15 protein-coding genes and 1 tRNA gene are annotated in these 17,778 nt (G+C 68.6%); 12 read left to right on the forward strand and 4 right to left on the reverse strand.

Annotated elements, in window-relative coordinates:
- Positions 1–23: 23 nt before the first annotated feature.
- The 3 genes from AU195_RS22795 to AU195_RS22805 all read left to right on the forward strand — a co-directional run bounded on the left by AU195_RS22795 (position 24) and on the right by AU195_RS22805 (position 3,597).
- On the forward strand, positions 24–1,307 hold the full coding sequence (locus tag AU195_RS22795; RefSeq protein WP_059161293.1) for a deoxyguanosinetriphosphate triphosphohydrolase: 1,284 nt from the start codon (positions 24–26) through the stop codon (positions 1,305–1,307).
- Positions 1,308–1,311: 4 nt separating this feature from the next.
- Entirely contained in the window at positions 1,312–3,234 is a 1,923-nt protein-coding gene (gene dnaG, locus AU195_RS22800) for a DNA primase (RefSeq protein ID WP_059161294.1), read from the forward strand.
- Positions 3,235–3,303: 69 nt separating this feature from the next.
- A complete protein-coding gene (locus tag AU195_RS22805) occupies positions 3,304–3,597 on the forward strand; it encodes a DUF7155 family protein (RefSeq protein ID WP_059161295.1) in 294 nt (97 codons plus the stop codon).
- Positions 3,598–3,609: 12 nt separating this feature from the next.
- Here AU195_RS22805 and AU195_RS22810 read toward each other — a convergent pair whose 3' ends face one another.
- On the reverse strand, positions 3,610–3,855 hold the full coding sequence (locus AU195_RS22810; protein WP_059161296.1) for a hypothetical protein: 246 nt from the start codon (positions 3,853–3,855) through the stop codon (positions 3,610–3,612).
- 148 nt (positions 3,856–4,003) lie between these two features.
- On the opposite strand from AU195_RS22810, the gene AU195_RS22815 reads away from it, so the two are divergent.
- From AU195_RS22815 to AU195_RS22825, 3 genes are all read left to right on the forward strand, one after another.
- Positions 4,004–4,076: transfer RNA gene (locus AU195_RS22815), tRNA-Asn, on the forward strand.
- Positions 4,077–4,326: 250 nt separating this feature from the next.
- Positions 4,327–4,560, forward strand: a complete 234-nt coding sequence (locus AU195_RS22820; RefSeq protein ID WP_059161297.1) for a hypothetical protein — start codon at positions 4,327–4,329, stop codon at positions 4,558–4,560.
- A 211-nt stretch (positions 4,561–4,771) separates the two neighbouring features.
- A complete protein-coding gene (locus AU195_RS22825; RefSeq protein ID WP_059161398.1) occupies positions 4,772–7,426 on the forward strand; it encodes an ATP-binding protein in 2,655 nt (884 codons plus the stop codon).
- Positions 7,427–7,611: 185 nt separating this feature from the next.
- On the opposite strand, the gene AU195_RS22830 is transcribed toward AU195_RS22825, so the two are convergent.
- Positions 7,612–7,980, reverse strand: coding sequence for a hypothetical protein (locus tag AU195_RS22830; RefSeq protein ID WP_059161298.1), 369 nt, complete (start codon positions 7,978–7,980; stop codon positions 7,612–7,614).
- A gap of 75 nt (positions 7,981–8,055) precedes the next feature.
- Between AU195_RS22830 and AU195_RS22835 the strand changes: the two genes are divergently transcribed.
- Positions 8,056–8,544: an LppP/LprE family lipoprotein gene (locus AU195_RS22835; RefSeq protein WP_059161299.1), complete on the forward strand. Its 489-nt coding sequence runs from the start codon at positions 8,056–8,058 to the stop codon at positions 8,542–8,544.
- Here the strand turns inward: AU195_RS22835 and AU195_RS22840 are convergent.
- On the reverse strand, positions 8,541–10,478 hold the full coding sequence (locus tag AU195_RS22840; RefSeq protein ID WP_059161300.1) for an acyl-CoA dehydrogenase family protein: 1,938 nt from the start codon (positions 10,476–10,478) through the stop codon (positions 8,541–8,543). The genes AU195_RS22835 and AU195_RS22840 overlap by 4 nt on opposite strands.
- A gap of 100 nt (positions 10,479–10,578) precedes the next feature.
- Here AU195_RS22840 and AU195_RS22845 point away from each other — a divergent pair, with 100 nt between their 5' ends.
- Complete coding sequence (locus AU195_RS22845) at positions 10,579–11,316, forward strand: VIT1/CCC1 transporter family protein (RefSeq protein WP_059161399.1); 738 nt, start codon at positions 10,579–10,581, stop codon at positions 11,314–11,316.
- 78 nt (positions 11,317–11,394) lie between these two features.
- Here AU195_RS22845 and AU195_RS22850 read toward each other — a convergent pair whose 3' ends face one another.
- Positions 11,395–11,862, reverse strand: coding sequence for a MarR family winged helix-turn-helix transcriptional regulator (locus tag AU195_RS22850; RefSeq protein WP_059161301.1), 468 nt, complete (start codon positions 11,860–11,862; stop codon positions 11,395–11,397).
- Positions 11,863–11,945: 83 nt separating this feature from the next.
- Here AU195_RS22850 and AU195_RS22855 point away from each other — a divergent pair, with 83 nt between their 5' ends.
- The 4 genes from AU195_RS22855 to AU195_RS22870 are packed head-to-tail and all read left to right on the forward strand — an operon-like array spanning position 11,946 to position 17,755.
- Positions 11,946–13,994, forward strand: coding sequence for an ABC transporter ATP-binding protein (locus AU195_RS22855; protein ID WP_059161302.1), 2,049 nt, complete (start codon positions 11,946–11,948; stop codon positions 13,992–13,994).
- Entirely contained in the window at positions 13,991–14,833 is an 843-nt protein-coding gene (locus tag AU195_RS22860) for a CbiQ family ECF transporter T component (RefSeq protein WP_059161303.1), read from the forward strand. The genes AU195_RS22855 and AU195_RS22860 overlap by 4 nt, the downstream gene beginning before the upstream one ends.
- A 37-nt stretch (positions 14,834–14,870) precedes the next feature.
- A complete protein-coding gene (locus AU195_RS22865; protein WP_059161400.1) occupies positions 14,871–16,388 on the forward strand; it encodes a TldD/PmbA family protein in 1,518 nt (505 codons plus the stop codon).
- Entirely contained in the window at positions 16,385–17,755 is a 1,371-nt protein-coding gene (locus AU195_RS22870; RefSeq protein ID WP_059161304.1) for a TldD/PmbA family protein, read from the forward strand. Before AU195_RS22865 ends, AU195_RS22870 begins: the two co-directional genes overlap by 4 nt.
- Positions 17,756–17,778: the final 23 nt, after the last annotated feature.

Below are 17,778 nucleotides of genomic sequence, written 5' to 3' on the forward strand. Positions count from 1 at the left end.
CCGCCCTGGCAGACTGTGCCTCGGTGAATCCACGACTGCAGGACAGCTACGACGAGTTCGATCGCCAACGCCGGGTGGCCGAACCGGGGAAGAGCGCTGTCCTGTCGGGGGCGGGCACCGAGCACCGCACCGATTTCGCACGCGACCGCGCCCGCGTGCTGCACTGCGCGGCGCTGCGCCGGCTCGCGGACAAGACCCAGGTGGTGGGTCCACGCGAAGGCGACACACCGCGGACCCGGCTGACCCATTCGCTCGAGGTCGCCCAGATCGGCCGGGGGATGGCCGTCGGCCTGGGCTGTGACCCCGACCTGGTCGACCTCGCCGGTCTCGCCCACGACATCGGCCACCCGCCCTACGGCCACAACGGCGAACGTGCGCTCAACGACATCGCCAAGGCGTTCGGGGGGTTCGAGGGCAATGCGCAGAACTTCCGGATCCTCACCCGGCTGGAGCCCAAAGTGCTTGACCCGCAGGGCCGCAGCGCGGGACTGAACCTGACCAGGGCGGCGCTGGACGCGGTGACGAAATACCCGTGGGAGCGCGGCGACCGCACGAAGTTCGGCTTCTACGGGGGCTTCTCCGGCGACGACATGGCGGCCGCCCGCTGGGTGCGCGACGGCGCCCCGGCCGAGCGGCCCTGCCTGGAGGCCCAGGTGATGGACTGGGCGGACGACGTCGCGTACTCGGTGCACGACGTCGAGGACGGTGTCGTGTCCGGCCGGATCGATCTGCGGGTGCTCGCCGATGACGACGCGGCCGCCTCGCTGGCCCGTCTGGGTGCCGAGGCCTTCCCGACCCTGGCGCTCGACGATCTGCTCGCCGCCGCCGAGCGCCTCTCGCAGATGCCGGTGGTGTCCGGGGTGGGTAAGTACGACGGGACGCTGGCCGCATCCGTCGCGCTCAAACGGATGACCAGCGAACTGGTCGGCCGCTTCGCCAACGCCGCGATCACCGAGACGAGGTCGGTCGCCGGGGACGGTCCGCTGCGGCGTTTCGACACCGCACTTGCGGTGCCGACGCTGGTGCGGGCGGAGGTCGCGGTGCTCAAGATGCTGGCACTGCAGTTCATCATGAGCGACCACGGGCACCTCGGGATCCAGGCCGACCAGCGCACCCGCATCCACGAGGTGGCGCTGATCCTCTGGGGGCAGGCGCCGAGCAGCCTCGATCCGCTGTTCGCGCCCGAATTCGTCGCCGCCGAGGACGACGGCGCCCGCCTGCGGGTGGTGATCGATCAGATCGCGTCCTACACCGAGGGCCGGCTGGAACGCGTGCACGAGGCGCGCTCGCCCAGACCCTTAGACTGAGCGGGTGCCTGGCCGGATCCCTGATCGCGATATCGCGGCGATTCGCGAGAAGGTGCGCATCGAGGATGTCGTCGGCGACTACGTGCAGTTGCGCCGCGCCGGAGCCGATTCGCTCAAAGGTCTGTGCCCGTTCCACGACGAGAAGTCGCCGTCGTTCCATGTCCGCCCCAACCACGGCCACTTCCACTGCTTCGGCTGCGGCGAGGGCGGTGACGTCTACGCGTTCGTCCAGAAGATCGAGCACGTCAACTTCGTCGAATCGGTGGAACTGCTCGCCGACCGCATCGGCTACACCGTCACCTACACCGGGGCCTCGACCACCAACGTGCAGCGCGACCGGGGCAGCCGAAGCCGGCTGTTGGCCGCCAACGCCGCCGCGAGTGAGTTCTACGCCGAGGCGCTGACATCCGACGAGGCCGCCCCGGCCCGCACATACCTCATGGAGCGCAATTTCGACGCTACCGCGGCCGCCCGCTTCGGCTGCGGCTTCGCCCCGTCGGGCTGGGACAGGCTGACCAAACACCTGCTGCGCAAGGGATTCGAGTTCAAGGAGCTCGAGGCGGCCGGGCTGTCCCGGGAGGGCAAACGCGGTCCGATGGACCGGTTCCACCGCCGGTTGCTCTGGCCCATCCGGGCGGCCGGGGGAGAGGTGATCGGGTTCGGCGCGCGGCGGATCTTCGACGACGACCCGATGGAAGCCAAGTACGTCAACACCCCCGAGACGGTGCTGTACAAGAAGTCCGCGGTGCTGTTCGGCCTCGACCTGGCCAAGCGGGACATCGCCAAATCCCACCGCGCCGTCGTCGTCGAGGGCTACACCGACGTGATGGCCATGCACCTGGCAGGAGAGACCACCGCCGTCGCCTCGTGCGGCACGGCGTTCGGTGAGGGCCACCTGGCGCTGCTGCGCCGGCTGATGATGGACGACAACTGGTACCGCGGTGAGTTGATCTTCGTGTTCGACGGTGACGCCGCCGGGCAGGCGGCCGCGCTCAAGGCGTTCGACGGTGATCAGCAGGTGGCGGGCAAGTCGTTCGTCGCGGTCGCCGCCGACGGGATGGATCCCTGCGATCTGCGGCTCAAGTCGGGGGACAACGCGCTGCGCGACCTCGTGGCGCGGCGGATCCCGATGTTCGAGTTCGCCATCCGCAGCCTGATCCCCGACGGCGACGTGCTGGACAACGACCCGGCCGCCCAGGTGGAGGCGCTGCGCCGCTGCGTGCCGCTGGTGTCCCGGATCCGTGACTACGCGCTGCGTGACGAGTACGCGCGCCGGCTGGCGGGCTGGACGGGATGGGCCGACGAGGCCCAGGTGCTCAACCGCGTGCGTGAAGAAGCAGCCAAACGCGGGATGCCGGACCGGGGCCGCCGGCGCAACGGCGCGGACGCGACGCCCAGCCAGCCGCGGCGTGCCCCGGATGTCGCCGCACGACCCGATCCCGCCGACCCGACGCTGTGGCCGCAGCGTGAGGCGCTCAAATCGGCGCTGCAGTACCCGGCGCTGGCCGGCCCGGTCTTCGACGCCCTGACTGTCGACAGCTTCACCCATCCCGGCTATCGGGCGGTGCGCACCGCGATCGAGGGGGCGGGCGGCGCGGCCGCAGGGCTCTCGGGTGCGCAGTGGATCGAGGTGGTGCGCGAGCAGACCGCCAGCCCGCAGGCGGCCAACCTGGTCAACGAGCTGAGCGTCGAGGCCATCCGGGTCGAGGACGACGACAAGCTGCCCCGCTACATCTCCGGGGTCCTGGCCAGGCTCCAGGAGGTCTGGGTGGGCCGCCAGATCGCCGAGGTGAAGTCGAAACTGCAGCGCATGTCGCCGGTGGAGCAGGGCGACGAGTACCACGCGCTGTTCGGCGACCTGGTGGCGATGGAGGCGTACCGCCGCAGCCTGCTGGAACAGGCCAGCGGGGATGACATCACTGCGTGAGTCCGCGTAACGCGATATGGTGGGCGCGCTATACACCCGTTGGGGGAACGGCGAGGGAAGGCAGCACCTGTGGCAACCATGATTCGGATCCGGCGTTCGGTCGCGATCGGCGCGTTCGCTGCGGCGGCGGTGGCCGCTCCGCTGGCCGCCGCGCTGTCCACCACCCCCGAGCAGGTGACCCAGGCCGGCCCCGCGTGCCTGGCATGGTTCGGCAACAAGGACGACGGCAAGTGCCTGTCCTACTCCAATGGCAACGGAGTCGCGGTCGGCACCCCTGAGGTCGCCTTCGGCGGCGCCGGGGTCGGGATCAGCACGAGCCCGCTGCTGCCGGGCACCACCATCAGCCGAGGTATCGGCAACTAGGCGCCTCGCGCCTCACTTCTCGGTGGGCGCCTGGGGGCGCAGCACCGTGGTCTGCTCGTCGATCGGCGTCAGCGTCATCAGCTGCGGGTCGGGCGACACCCGTTCGGCGATCTTGCGTCGCGACGTCTCGATGACCGCCTTGGCGGCAGGACTGCTGGTCACCGCGCGGTAGGTGCCCGCGATCTGCTCGTAGCGGCGCCGGCCTGCCTTGGTGCCCATGACATAACCGACGGCCATCACGGCGACGTACCCGATCACGAAGGCCCTTCCCCTAGACGGTGCGTGGTCTCCATCCTGCCTCATGACCGGAGGTCCGCGCCGTGCCGGGGAGCGCGTTGGCGAGCGCGCCGGTGCATAGGCTAGAGTCACTCCTCGGTCCGCGCGGAAAGCTCACGCGGACACGCAGTCCCCTGTAGCTCAATTGGCAGAGCATTCGGCTGTTAACCGAAGGGTTGCTGGTTCGAGTCCAGCCGGGGGAGCTCGCCTCCTTTCTCCGCCGTTACTCCGGACATGTGCCGGCGGGCGGGCGCACGCTCCCCGACGAATCCAGTTGTGACACGTGGAACCTCTCATCCGGGTCGAACTCCATCGCCGCTGTTGGCACCGCAGGTCGGTCCGGTCTGCCCCGGCGAATCATCAACCCGTGAGTTTCCTGTGTGCCGGTTCTCACGTTTACGAGTTGGGTATCCGCAAATATCCAGTCGCTCCGTTCGGAAAGGTAGCAACAACATGGGTCGTGAAAAGGGCAGCCGGTGGGATGTCGGGACAAAGGACGACGCGATCACTCTCGAGCGTTTCGATGACGACGACGAGCGCGTATCCGAAGATGTGCTGGAGGTCGAGGAGGCCCGCGCTCTAGCTGCCCTTCTGACGAAGCATGCTGACAAGATCGAGTCCTCTGACGACAACAAGAAGTCCGACGACGACAAGAAGTCCGACGACGACAAGAAGTCCTCGAAATAGGGAAACCGATTCCTTCGAAGGGTCCCCGCATCAGCAGACGCTGAGAAGTCCGGTCCACCCGCGCGGTCGGGAGCTACGCGCACTGTCGTGACTCTTGCGTTCGAGGGCATATTCGGTACCCCTTTGGATGTGATTCACCGATGCGCGGGCGGCTTCGTGTCGCCTATGACATCCTTTGCGCGTGTCTGCGGTGGCTGCACCTTCGGGTGTGGTGACGTTCCTGTTCACCGACATTGAGGGTTCGACCAGTCGGTGGGAAGCCGACGGCGATGCGATGCGATTGGCATTGGCCGCTCATGACGAGACGTTGCGAGATGCGGTCGAAACGCACGGTGGCTATCTGTTCAAGCACACCGGCGACGGGATCTGCGCCGCGTTCGCTCTTCCGCACTCTGCGGTTGAGGCGGCAGTGGCGGCACAGCGAGCGCTGGAGTTGCCGGTGCGGATGGGCATCGCCACCGGCGAAGCCGAATTCCGTGACGGTGATTACTTCGGGACGGCACTCAACCGAGGCGCCCGGGTGATGGCTGCCGGTCACGGCGGTCAGATCCTGCTCACAGAGTCGACAGCCGCTCTGTTGGACAGCGCCGATCTGGTCGACCTGGGACCCAGGCGTCTGCGCGGCGTGCCCACGCCCGTCGAGGTGTTCCAGGTGCGGGCAGACGGACTTCGAGCCGAGTTTCCGCCATTGCGGGCGCTGGACACGCACCCGGGGAATGTGCGGCCCGCCGCGACGAGCTTCGTCGGGCGCGAAGATGAGGTCGCCGCGCTCGAGTCGACGCTCCGAAGGCACCGCTTGGTGACCCTGACCGGGGTGGGCGGTGTTGGCAAGACTCGTCTGGCGACGGAAGTCGCGGTGCGACTCAGGGACGAATTCCCCGACGGTGTCTGGCTTCTTGAACTGGCCGCTGTGGCCGACCCGGCTGCGGTGCCCGACGCCGTTGCGGCGGTCCTGGGAATCTCCCAGCAAGTGGGCAAGAGTGTCGGTGAGTCGGTGGCCGCCGCGCTCGAGGGCAGGTTGCGCTTGCTGGTGTTCGACAACTGTGAACACGTGCTCGACGCCGCGGCCGAACTCATCGAGGCCATTATTGCCGGCTCGGACTCGGTGCGTGTGTTGGCCACCAGCCGAGAGGCACTTGCACTCGCCCAGGAACAGGTGCGGCAGGTGCACTCACTTGATTCGGCAGCGGGAACTGAATCTCCGGCGGTGAATCTGTTCGTCGAACGCGCCCGATTCACGAACCCGAGCTTCTCGGCGACCGGTAGGGACGACGCCGACGTAGTCACCGAGATCTGTCAGCGCCTTGACGGGATTCCCCTCGCCATCGAACTGGCGGCGTCGCGGATGTCTTCGATGACGGCCAGTGATTTGCGTGATCGTCTCGATCATCGCTTCCGACTGCTGGTTGGATCACGACGCGGATCGGCACGCCACCACACCCTGCGCCAGGCCGTGGCCTGGTCCTTCGACCTCCTCGGGGATACCGAAAAGGCTGTGCTGGAGCGTTGTTCGGTGTTCGCCGGCGGCTTTGACCTCCAAAGCGCCTGTGCTTTGACTGTATCGCAGGATCTCGATGAGTACGCGATGCTCGATCTGCTCGATGCGCTGGTTCGCAAGTCACTCTTGGTCACCGACCGATCCTTCCGGCGAACGCGGTTTTCGATGCCAGAGACGATCCGACAGTTCGCGGAAGAAGAACTCGCCGCCGGAGGTACCGCCACGGAGGCGCGCACCATGCACGCCCGTTACTTCGCGGGAATGGAGGACGAGATCCTCGACCTGTGGGACGGACCCCGGCAATGGGAGTCCTACGAGTGGTTCGCCACCGAATTGCCCAACTTACGCAGCGCCTTCCGCTGGGCGGCAGACCACGACGATCTCGATGCCGCTGCCGCCATCGCGACACTCGCGTCGTTCCTCGGTTTCGTGGTCGACAACTTCGAACCGATAGCGTGGGCCGAAGAGCTCATCGAGCAAACGCGCACGGCGCGGCATCCGAAGCTCGCCTTTCTCTGTGTCTGCGCATCGTCGTGCTATCACCCCGGGCGAATCGACGACGCGGTGCGCCACGCCGATGCCGCCGCGGCGATTCTGAATGCCGGTGACAGCACCGTGCCCTTCGACATCGACGGGTGGGCCGGCGGCGCCTACATCGCCATCGGCCAGCCAGAACGCGCGGTCGAGTACGACCGCGCTCGCCTGACGCGAATTCGGGATTCGCACGACTTCACCAAGGCGTGTCTGGTGTTTGCGTTGACGATCAAAGATACGAGTCAAGAGGCCATGACGATCGCCGGCGACTTCGTCGAGCTGGCTGACCGCACGCGCAACCCGTTCCGGAGTTGTTTTCTTCTGCTGGCCTATGGCTTCGCCTTCCGCGACGCCGATCCGACGCGTGCGCTTGAGGCCCTGCGTCGGGGGCTCGACATCGCGCGCGACAGCGGCAACCGCAACAACGAGTCGCAGACGGCTTCGGTCCTCTGCCGGGTAGAGAGTAAGCACGGCGACCCCGTGGCCGCGCTCGAGTACTTTCAGTTGGCGATACAACGTCATCACGAGTCAGGCAACTCGACGAGCATTAGTACGTCCCTCGCTTCCCTAGCCGGCCTGTTCGAGCGGCTCGAACGCTACGAGCCGGCGGCCACCATCACCGGATTTGCTTTCGGCCCGATTACCGCAGCGTCGTACCCGGAACTCGACGCCACGATCGCTCACCTTCGCGATGTGCTCGGGGACGAGACCTACGAATCACTCGCGCGCGAGGCAAAGAAGATGACGCCCTCGGCCATGGCCGGTTATGTGTACGACCAGATTGATGAGGCGCGGACCAACTTCTTCATTGCTCAAAACAACGCGGCCCCCTGACGGCCGAGTTGGTCGCGGTGGTCGCCACCCTCGCCGCGCGAGCGTCTTCGGTCGTCCGGTATGCCGCTCTTCGGGGAAAGTTCGGTGACGTGGTCCGGCGCAGGTATGCGCGCGGGGTGGCGAATGGAACGCGTGCGCGTTCGTTGCAGACGAGCTTCAGCGCCCATGACGCCGCCCGCCCTTCCTCAAAGACCCAGCGGGGTTTGCGCCACGCCCGGGCCCTGGCCGGGGTTCTGGCCTCTGCCCGCCTGCTGCTGCTTGGCCGCCTGTGCCAGCGCGCTCATGAGCGGGTTCGCCGCGGCCATCATCTGGCGCCGCTCCTCCTCGGACATCTCGTAGAACGCCCACACGCCCCACGCCGCCGGGCGGACGTAGAGCGTCACCTCCTGGCGCTGCCCACCGAACACGGCGGGGACCGGAACCACCCGGTCCAACGTCGCGGCGCTGGCCATCTCCTCGGCCAGCTTCGCCCGGTCCGCCGATTCCTGCAATTCGTAGATCAGCGACTGACCGAGCTTGCTCGGCGGTCCTTGCATCGCCAGGAACCACGCCATCGGCAACTCCTCACATAGTGGTGTCTGGGTCAGCGTAGGAGATCACCCATCTGCCGCGGTGCGTAGGCTCAGGCCATGCGGCTCGTCCCGGCAGTGCTCATGTCCGCAGGTCTTCTCCTCACCGGCTGCGGCTGGAGTCCACCGGGTGCCGCGCCGCCCGAACCCGACACCTGCACACCGCAGGACGGACCGACCCCGGACACGGTGCAGCGGGAGATCAGCGGCACACCGCCTGCCGCTCCCGGCGCGACCTGGACCGAAGTGGCCAACGGCCACACCACCGACTGCCGTCTGTACTGGGTGCAGATCGGTCCGACCGCCGCGGCGCCCGACAGCCCCCAGCAGGTGCTCTTCTTCTCCGGCAACACGCCGTTGGGCCCGGCCACCCCCGAGCCGCGGCCCTACGTCTCGGTGCTGCCGACCGGCGAGGACACCGTCACGGTGCAGTACCAGTGGCGCCAGGGCGACGAGGCACCCTGCTGCCCAACGGGTATCGGCACCGTGCGGTTCCGCATCGGAGGAGACGGCAAGCTCGAGGCCGCCGACCCGATCCCGAACGGTTAGGCCGGTTCGGGCGACAGCAGCTCGTTCGGGTCCATCATCGCGGCGTAGCGCAGTTGCTCGGGCACGCCGAAGCCGTCCACCAGCGTCTCGGCGTACGGTCGCAGCGAGCGGCAGCGTTCGTTGATCCCGCGGGTGACGGCCTTGGCGCGCTCGGTGGACAGGAAGCGGTGTTCGATGAACCACGCCTTGTCCTCTTCGATCACCGACAGCGCATACAGATCGCAGACCATGCCGAGTATGCGCTTGGCCTCCTCGTCCGGGCACGCGTCGATCCCGGCGACGAACGCTTCGAGGATGATCCGTTCGATATGGGCCTGTGCGGTGTGCAGCACGTGGTCCTGCACGGCGTTGAACGCGTCGAAGGCGGACATCTCCTTGGACTTGCTCTGCAGCCGACGGGCCACCGACGACAGCAGGTACTCCTCGCGGTCCTCGAACATCTGCACCTGGGTGCCCCGGTTGAACAGGCTGCCCTCTTCCTCGTTGTCCTGGCGGGTGTCGAGGATGGTCTGCATGATCGTCTCGGCCGCAGTGCGTTTCATCACCCGCGTGCCGACGGTGTTGGCCGCGAAGCGCACCCACTCGACCGGGCTCATGCCCTTGACGTCGTCGGCGTACGCGGTCAGCAGTTCCTTGGCGACCAGCTGGGTGAGCACGTGGTTGTCACCCTCGAAGGTGGTGAACACGTCGATGTCGCCGCGCAACCCGATGAGCCGGTTCTCGGCGAGGTAGCCGGCGCCGCCGCACGCCTCGCGCGCCTCCTGGATCGCCCGGCTGGCATGCCACGTGTTGGCCGCCTTGAGACCGGCCGCGCGGGCCTCCAGTTCGCGCTGCTCCTCCGCGTCGGGATTCTCGGCGCTCTGCAGTTCGTGGCATTTGGCGACGAGTTCGTTCTGCGCGAACTGCAGCGCGTACGAGCGGGCGATCAGCGGCAGCAGCCTGCGCTGGTGCACGAGGTAGTCCATGATGACGACCTCGTCGCCGTCGGGAGCGGAGAACTGCTTGCGCTGCATCGCATACCGGGTCGCGATGTCGAGGGCAACGCGCGCCGCGGCCGCCCCGCTGCCACCGACGGTGACCCGGCCCCGGATCAACGTGCCGAGCATCGTGAAGAAGCGCCGGTTGGGGTTCTCGATGGGCGAGGTGTAGGTGCCGTCCGCGGCGACGTCGCCGTAGCGGTTCAGCAGGTTCTCGCGCGGCACCCGGACGTTGTCGAAGACGATGCGGCCGTTGTCGACACCGGGTAGACCGCCCTTGTAGTCGCAGTCCGACGTGGTGACGCCGGGCATGTCGTTGCCGTCCTCGTCACGGATCGGCACCAGCACGCAGTGCACGCCGTGGTTGACCGGCTCGCCACCCTCGTGGGTGATCAGCTGCGCGAAAACCGCTGCCATGCGGGCGGTTTGGGCCGCACCGCCGATGTAGTCCTTGCGGGCGGTCGGGGTGGGGGAGTTCACGACGAACTCCTGGGTGTCCGGGTCGTAGGTGGCCGTGGTCTCGAGAGACTGGACGTCGCTGCCGTGTCCGGTCTCGGTCATCGCGAAACAGCCGAGCAGGTCACAGTCGATGATGGCCTTGACGTACTGCTCGTGATGGCGTTCGGTCCCCAGGTTCTCCACCGCACCGCCGAACAGACCCCACTGCACGCCGGCCTTGACCATCAGAGACAGGTCGCTCATCGCCAGCATCTCGATCTGGGTGATGGCGGCGCCGACGTTGCCGTTGCCGCCGTGCTCCTTGGCGAAGCCGTCCTCGGCGGCACCCTCGGCGGCCATGATCCGCAACTGTTCGTTCACCTTGGTGCGGGCGATCACCGTGTTCGGTGTGTAGTGCGGTTTGAAGACCTCGTGAGAGAGTTTCCCCCGCATGTCGTTCTTCACGTCACGCCAGCGGCCGTCGAGGGCGTTTCGCAGATGCTCCGCAGTGGTGGTCATACCTGACGGTAACCCGCTATCCATTGCGCGAAACTGTGATATCACGAACCCAGGTCAGCCTTACGTGAATGTCACCATCTGGCAGGCGTTCAATGTCTCCATGACGGATTCCGAGCGGCACGATCCGGTATCGCCGACGGGCATGCCCCACACGGTCGACCATCAACACGCCGACGTCTCCGGAGGATGGTTGCGCGCGGCCACCTTCGGGGCGATGGACGGACTGGTCAGCAACACCGCACTGATCGCCGGTGTGGCCGCGAGCGCGAACGCGCAGACCGTCGTCCTCAGCGGTGTGGCCGGGCTGCTGGCCGGCGCGTTCTCGATGGCGCTCGGCGAGTACACGTCGGTCCAGACGGCCAACGAACAGATCGACTCCGAGGTCCGCCTCGAGCGGCGGTCGTTCCGCAAGCAGCCCCAGGCCGAACAGGACGAGCTGGTCCACATGCTCGTGGAGATGGGCATGAGCGACGAGACCGCTCGTACGGCTTCCGAGGAGATCCACCGCGATGAGAGCCGGGCGCTGAACTTCCACCTCGTCCAGGAACTCGGCGTCCATCCGGAGGAGAAGCCGTCGCCGTGGGTGGCGGCCGGTTCGTCGTTCGTCATGTTCGCGATCGGCGCGATCATCCCGCTCATCCCGTACCTGCTCGGCTACGAGTCACTGTGGGCCGGTCTGCTGTTCGGCGGGATCGGGTTGCTGATCGCCGGCGCCACCGCCGCGCGGTTCACCCGCAAACCCGTCGCATTCGCAGGAATCCGGCAGCTCGGTCTCGGGGCGATCGCGATCGCGGCGACCTACGCAGTCGGTCTGCTGATCGGCACGACGGTCACTTAGCTCTCGCCACGACGGAGGCGAAGGCAACGGCCCAGACGGCTTTGGGTTGACGCTACATCGGCGGGCAACTCCTGTCTGTCAGCTGTCGGTCTGGGCGAGCAACCGCTTGATGACGTCGACGGCGGCGGCGAGCGTCCGGCGGTCTTCCGGTGAGAGCTGGGCCAGCCGCGGGTCGATCGCCGCGGCACGGTCGATGCGGGCCTGGGCGAGCACCTTCCTGCCCTCGTCGGTGATGCGGATCAACACCGCCCGCGCATCCAGCGGGTCGGTGGTTCGCGAGACCAGGCCGGCGTCTTCGAGCCGGCGCACCTGCGTGGTCATGGTGGGCTGCGAACAGTGGTCGAGGGTGGCAAGGTCGGAGATCCGTGCCTCGCCCTGGTCCTCGATCGTCGACAACAGCCGGGCCTGCGCCCAGGGCAGCGGTAGCCGCGTGCGCTGGGTGGCCAACCGGTTGAGCCGGGCGACGACGGCGAGCAGATCGCCGCCGAGGTCTTCGCCGCCCGCCGTGGGGGAACCCTCGGCGGCAGGTGTGGTCATGCGCACCATGGTACATAGAAAAACTATGCAGTCTAGGCTGTTCGTCGCCCCGGGCACGCGGGCCCGCCGGGGCCGACTGGCAGAATCGGGTGATGACCGCAACCCCGACGCCGAGCCAGGCTCGCCGCGCCGGATCGTTGCAGCCCGGGGAACTGGCCCAGGCGTCCGTGATGGCCGCCCTGTGCGCGGCGACGGCGATCATCGCCGTGGTCGTGCCGTTCGCCGCCGCGCTGTCCCTGCTCGGCACCGTGCCGATGGGTTTGCTGGCCTATCGCTACCGCCTGCGGGTGCTACTGGCCGCCACCGTCGCGGGCGCCACCATCGCGTTCCTGATCGCGGGCATGGGCGGGATGATGTCGGTGATCGACTGCGCCTACATCGGCGGTCTGACCGGCATCGTCAAACGGCGCGGCCGTGGCACGCCCACCGTGTTCGTGGCCGCCCTGATCGCCGGTACCGCCTTCGGAGCGGCCGCCGTCGCCGCGCTCGCCGTCCTCTCACGGCTGCGGAACCTGATCTTCGATTCGCTGACCGCCAACGTCAACGGCGTCGCCGCGGTCCTGTCCCGCATCCCCGACATGGAGGGCACGGCCGAACGGCTCAAACGCGACTTCGCGACCGCGCTGGACTACTGGCCGCTGGTCATCGGGGGGTCCGGGATCCTCAGCATCACCATGGTGACGCTGGTCGGGTGGTGGGCGCTGTCGCGGGTCCTCGGCCGCCTCGTCAGCATCCCGGACGTACACAAACTCGAGGCCGCCGCCGAGAGCGGGTCCGTCGCACCGGTTCCGACGAACCTGCGCGACGTGCGGTTCCGCTATCCCAACACCGGGCAGGACGCCCTGGGTCCGGTGTCCCTGACGGTCGGGCCCGGCGAACACGTCGCGGTCACCGGCGCCAACGGATCGGGCAAGACGACGCTGATGCTCGTGCTGGCGGGCCGGGAGCCGACCGCGGGCACCGTCGAGCGCCCAGGTGCGGTCGGCCTGGGGCGGCTGGGCGGCACCGCGGTGGTCATGCAGCACCCGGAGAGTCAGGTGCTGGGCACCCGCGTGGCCGACGACGTCGTCTGGGGTCTGCCGCCCGGTACGAAGACCGACGTGCCCAGGCTGCTGTCCGAGGTGGGCCTCGACGGTATGGAGGAGCGCGACACCGGTGGGCTCTCCGGTGGCGAACTACAGCGGCTCGCCGTGGCCGCCGCGCTGGCCCGCGAACCCTCGCTGCTCATCGCCGACGAGGTCACCAGCATGGTCGACCAGCAGGGCCGCGACGGTCTCATCCAGGTGCTTTCGGGGCTGACCGAACACCACGACATGTCCCTGGTGCACATCACCCATTACAACGACGAGGCCGGGGTCGCCGACCGCACGATCAACCTCACCGGCAACGGCGGCGCGGCCGACAACACCGAGATGGTCGAGACCGCCGACGCACCGGCGGGCACCACGCCCGTCGCCGACACCGGCGCCGCACCGGTCCTCGAACTGACCGGTGTCGGTCATGAGTACGCCACCGGCACCCCGTGGGCCAAGACGGCGTTGCGCGACATCGAGTTCACGGTGCCCGAGGGTGACGGCCTGCTGATCCACGGGCTCAACGGCTCCGGGAAGTCGACGCTGGCCTGGATCATGGCGGGGTTGACCGTTCCAACCACCGGCAGCTGCCTGCTCGACGGCCGACCCGTGTCCGACCAGGTCGGCGCCGTCGCCATCTCGTTCCAGGCCGCGCGCCTGCAGCTGATGCGCAGCCACGTCGGCCGGGAGATCGCCTCGGCCGCGGGGTTCTCCCACCATGACCACGACCGCGTCCGGCAGGCGCTCGCGACGGTCGGGCTGGACGCGACGATGGCCGACCGGCGCATCGACCAGCTCAGCGGTGGGCAGATGCGCCGGGTCGTGCTCGCCGGACTGCTGGCCCGCAAACCGCGGGCGCTGATCCTCGACGAACCGCTGGCCGGGCTGGACGCGGCCAGTCAGCGCGGGCTGCTGCGGCTGGTCACCGATCTGCGGCGCAACGCCGGGCTCACGGTGATCGTCATCTCGCACGATTTCTCCGGGCTCGAGGAGCTGTGCCCGCGGACCCTGCATCTGCGCGACGGGCTGCTCGCGCCCGCTTCGGCGACTGCGGGCGGTGTGTCGTGACCGCGCCCGCCCGCAAGCCGCGCCGGCCGGTGGTGCTGCTGCGCCCGGTACCGGGGCGCTCGGTCATCCACGACCTGTGGGCCGGCACCAAGCTCATCGCGGTCGCCGCGATCGGGGTGCTGCTCACCTTCTATCCGGGCTGGGTGCCGATCGCCGCGGTCGGGGCACTGGTGCTCGTGGCGGCGCGGCTGGCGCACATCCCGCGCGGGACGCTGCCGTCCATCCCGGCCTGGTTGTGGGGTCTGCTGTTCCTGGGCGGGTTGACGGCCACCTTCGGTGGCGGTGATCCGGTCGTCGCGCTCGGGTCGGTCGAGGTCGGGCTCGGCGGCCTGTTCAACTTTCTGCGCATCACCGCGTTGTCGATCGTGCTGCTCGGTCTGGGCGCGATGGTGTCGTGGACGACCAACGTCGCCGAGATCGCCCCCGCGGTGGCCAAACTGGGCCGCCCGCTGCGGGCGGTCCGGATCCCGATCGACGACTGGGCGGTCGCGATCGCGCTGGCGCTGCGGGCGTTCCCGATGCTCATCGACGAGTTCGCGACGCTGTATGCGGCGCGGCGGCTCCGCCCCAAACAGCACCTGTCGAGCCGCAAGGCCCGCCGCAAGCGGTGGCTGATCGAGATCGTCGACCTGCTCGCCGCGGCGGTCACGGCCGCGTTGCGCCGCGCCGACGAGATGGGCGATGCGATCACCGCCCGCGGCGGAACGGGTCAGATCTCGGCCGCCCCGTCGGGACCCAAGGCGCGTGACTGGATCACCCTGGCGGTCATCGTCGTGGTGTGCGGCGCCGCGCTGGCCGTGGAATTGACCGTGCTGCCGACGAGTTCGGCGCCCACCTGATCGGTGTCGACACCGGATCGCCATTACGGTGGAGCGCGTGCCAGCGCCCCGACGTGTCGACGCCGACTTCCTCGCCCTGCCACGACAGCACCTGGCCGACGCCGCGCTGTCGGCTGCGCTGGCGGCCGGGGCGACCTACGCCGACCTGAGGATCCACGCGATCACCAGTGAACTGGTGCAGCTGCGCGACGGCGAACTGGAGACCGCCGTCATCGACCGCGAGATCGGGCTGGCGGTGCGGGTGATCGTCGACGGCACGTGGGGGTTCGCCTCGCACGCCGAACTCGACCCGGCCGTGGCCGCCGACACCGCGCGGCGGGCGGTCGCCGTGGCCAGGACGTTGGCGCCGCTCAACGCCGAACGCATCGAGCTCGCACCCGAACCGGTGTACCGCGACGTCACCTGGGTGTCGGACTACCGCGTCGACCCGTTCACGGTGCCTGCCGACGAGAAGATCGCCGTGCTGGGCGAGTACTCCGGACGGCTGCTCGCCGCGGACGGGGTCGACCACGTGTCGGCCGGTCTGCACACCGCCAAGGAGCAGACGTTCTACGCCGACACGTTCGGCTCGTCGATCACCCAGCAGCGGGTCCGGGTGCTGCCGACGCTGGACGCCGTCTCCGTCGACGCCGCCGCGGGCACGTTCGAGACCATGCGCACGCTGGCCCCGCCCACCGCGCGCGGCTGGGAGGTCGTCGCCGGTGACGAGGTCTGGGACTGGACCGGCGAACTCGCGCAGTTGCCGGCCCTGCTCGCCGAGAAGGTCAAGGCTCCCAGCGTGGCCGCCGGCCCCACCGATCTGGTGATCGACCCCTCCAACCTGTGGCTGACGATTCACGAATCCATCGGCCACGCCACCGAGTACGACCGGGCCATCGGCTACGAGGCCGCCTACGCCGGTACGTCGTTCGCCACCCCCGACAAGCTCGGCACGATGCGGTACGGGTCACCGGTGATGAACGTGACCGCCGACCGCACGGTCGAATACGGCCTGGCGTCAATCGGTTTCGACGACGAAGGGGTGCGCGCCCAGAGCTGGGACCTGGTGCGCGACGGCGTCTTCGTCGGCTATCAGCTCGACCGGGTCTTCGCCCCGCGCCTCGGCGTGGCGCGGTCCAACGGATGCTCCTACGCGGACTCGCCGCACCACGTGCCGATCCAGCGGATGGCGAACGTGTCGCTGCAGCCGGCGGCCGAGGACGTCAGCACCGACGAGCTCATCGCCCGCGTCGAGGACGGCCTCTACATCGTCGGCGACAAGAGCTGGTCTATCGACATGCAGCGCTACAACTTCCAGTTCACCGGTCAGCGGTTCTTCCGGATCCGCGACGGCCGCCTCGACGGTCAGGTGCGTGATGTGGCGTATCAGGCGACGACACTGGAGTTCTGGGGTGCGCTCGAGGCGGTCGGCGGACCGTCGACGTGGCGGCTCGGCGGGGCACTCAATTGCGGGAAGGCGCAGCCTGGGCAGGTGGCGGCGGTCAGCCACGGCTGTCCGTCGGCGCTCTTCCGGGGGATCAACGTGCTCAACACGCGGGCGGAGGCGGGCCAGTGATCGGGCCTCAGGACGTCGTCGAGGCGGTCCTCGCCGAGGCGGCCCGCCGCGGTCGGGCCGACGAGACGATCGTGCTGGTCACCGACCGCGCCGATGCCTCGCTGCGGTGGGCGGGCAATTCGATGACCACCAACGGCGAGTCGTTCAGCCGCAGCACCACGGTCATTTCGATCGTGCGGCAGGGTAAGAGTGCGCACGTCGGATCGGTGCGCTCCAGCGAGGTGGAACCGGCCGCGATCACCGCGCTGGTGGCGGCGTCGCAGGACGCCGCCGTGGCCGCGCCCGAGGCCCGCGACAGTGCGCCGCCGCTCCCGCCGACCGATACCCCGGGCGACTGGGACCTGCCGGTGCCGACGACCGGGGCGGAGGTGTTCGCCGGGGTGGCAGGCAGCCTGGCGCGTGGATTTCGCGGCGAGAACGCACTCTACGGCTTCGCCCGCCACGAGCTGGAGACGACGTTCGTCGCGACGTCGACCGGTGTGCGCAGGCGGTACACGCAGCCCACCGGATCGGTCGAGATCAACGCCAAGCGCGGCGGCGCGAGCGCGTGGGCGGGTATCAGCACACCCGACTTCGTCAACGTGCCAACGGATTCCCTGCTCGAAGACCTCGCGATGCGGCTGGGCTGGGCCGAGCGCACGGTCGAATTACCCGCGGGGCGGTACGAGACGATCATGCCGCCGTCCACCGTCGCCGACATGATGATCTACCTGACCTGGACGATGGACGGTCGTGGTGCTCAGGAGGGTCGCACCGCACTGTCGGCGCCCGGCGGCACCCGGGTGGGGGAGAAGTTGACGGACCTGCCGTTGACGCTGTACTCCGACCCGGCCGCCCCCGGCCTGGCGTGCCTGCCGTTCGTCGCGGCGGCCACGTCGTCCGAGCGGATGTCGGTGTTCGACAACGGAATGGACATCGGCCGGGTGGACTGGTTGCGCGACGGCGCGGTCAGCGCGCTGGCCTATCCGCGGGCCGCGGCGGCCGAGTTCGGCGAACCGGTCGCGGTGCCGGCCGAAAACCTGCTGATGACCGGCGGTACCGCGGAGTTGGCCGACATGATCGCCGCCACCGAGCGCGGGCTGCTGCTGAGCACGTTGTGGTACATCCGCGAGGTCGATCCGACCGTGCTCCTGCTGACCGGACTGACACGCGACGGCGTTTACCTCATCGAGGACGGCGAGGTGTCGGCAGCGGTGAACAACTTCCGGTTCAACGAGAGCCCGCTCGATCTGCTGCGGCGCGCCACCGAGGCGGGGGTGAGCGAGGTGACGCTGCCACGGGAATGGGGTGACTGGGCGACCCGCGCGGCCATGCCGACGTTACGGATTCCCGACTTCCACATGTCTTCGGTCAGTCAGGCGCAATAATCCGAAGGTGCCCCTCGACGCGG

This window comes from Mycobacterium sp. IS-1496 (assembly GCF_001499995.1).
Taxonomy (GTDB): Bacteria; Actinomycetota; Actinomycetes; order Mycobacteriales; family Mycobacteriaceae; genus Mycobacterium.

Bases quoted from the DNA above. Each gene is read 5' to 3' on its own strand.
- AU195_RS22820 (WP_059161297.1), top strand. From the start codon at position 4,327: ATGGGTCGTGAAAAGGGCAGCCGGTGGGATGTCGGGACAAAGGACGAC.
- AU195_RS22830 (WP_059161298.1), bottom strand. From the start codon at position 7,980: ATGGCGTGGTTCCTGGCGATGCAAGGACCGCCGAGCAAGCTCGGTCAG.
- AU195_RS22835 (WP_059161299.1), top strand. From the start codon at position 8,056: ATGCGGCTCGTCCCGGCAGTGCTCATGTCCGCAGGTCTTCTCCTCACC.
- AU195_RS22840 (WP_059161300.1), bottom strand. From the start codon at position 10,478: ATGACCACCACTGCGGAGCATCTGCGAAACGCCCTCGACGGCCGCTGG.
- AU195_RS22845 (WP_059161399.1), top strand. From the start codon at position 10,579: ATGACGGATTCCGAGCGGCACGATCCGGTATCGCCGACGGGCATGCCC.
- AU195_RS22850 (WP_059161301.1), bottom strand. From the start codon at position 11,862: ATGGTGCGCATGACCACACCTGCCGCCGAGGGTTCCCCCACGGCGGGC.
- AU195_RS22855 (WP_059161302.1), top strand. From the start codon at position 11,946: ATGACCGCAACCCCGACGCCGAGCCAGGCTCGCCGCGCCGGATCGTTG.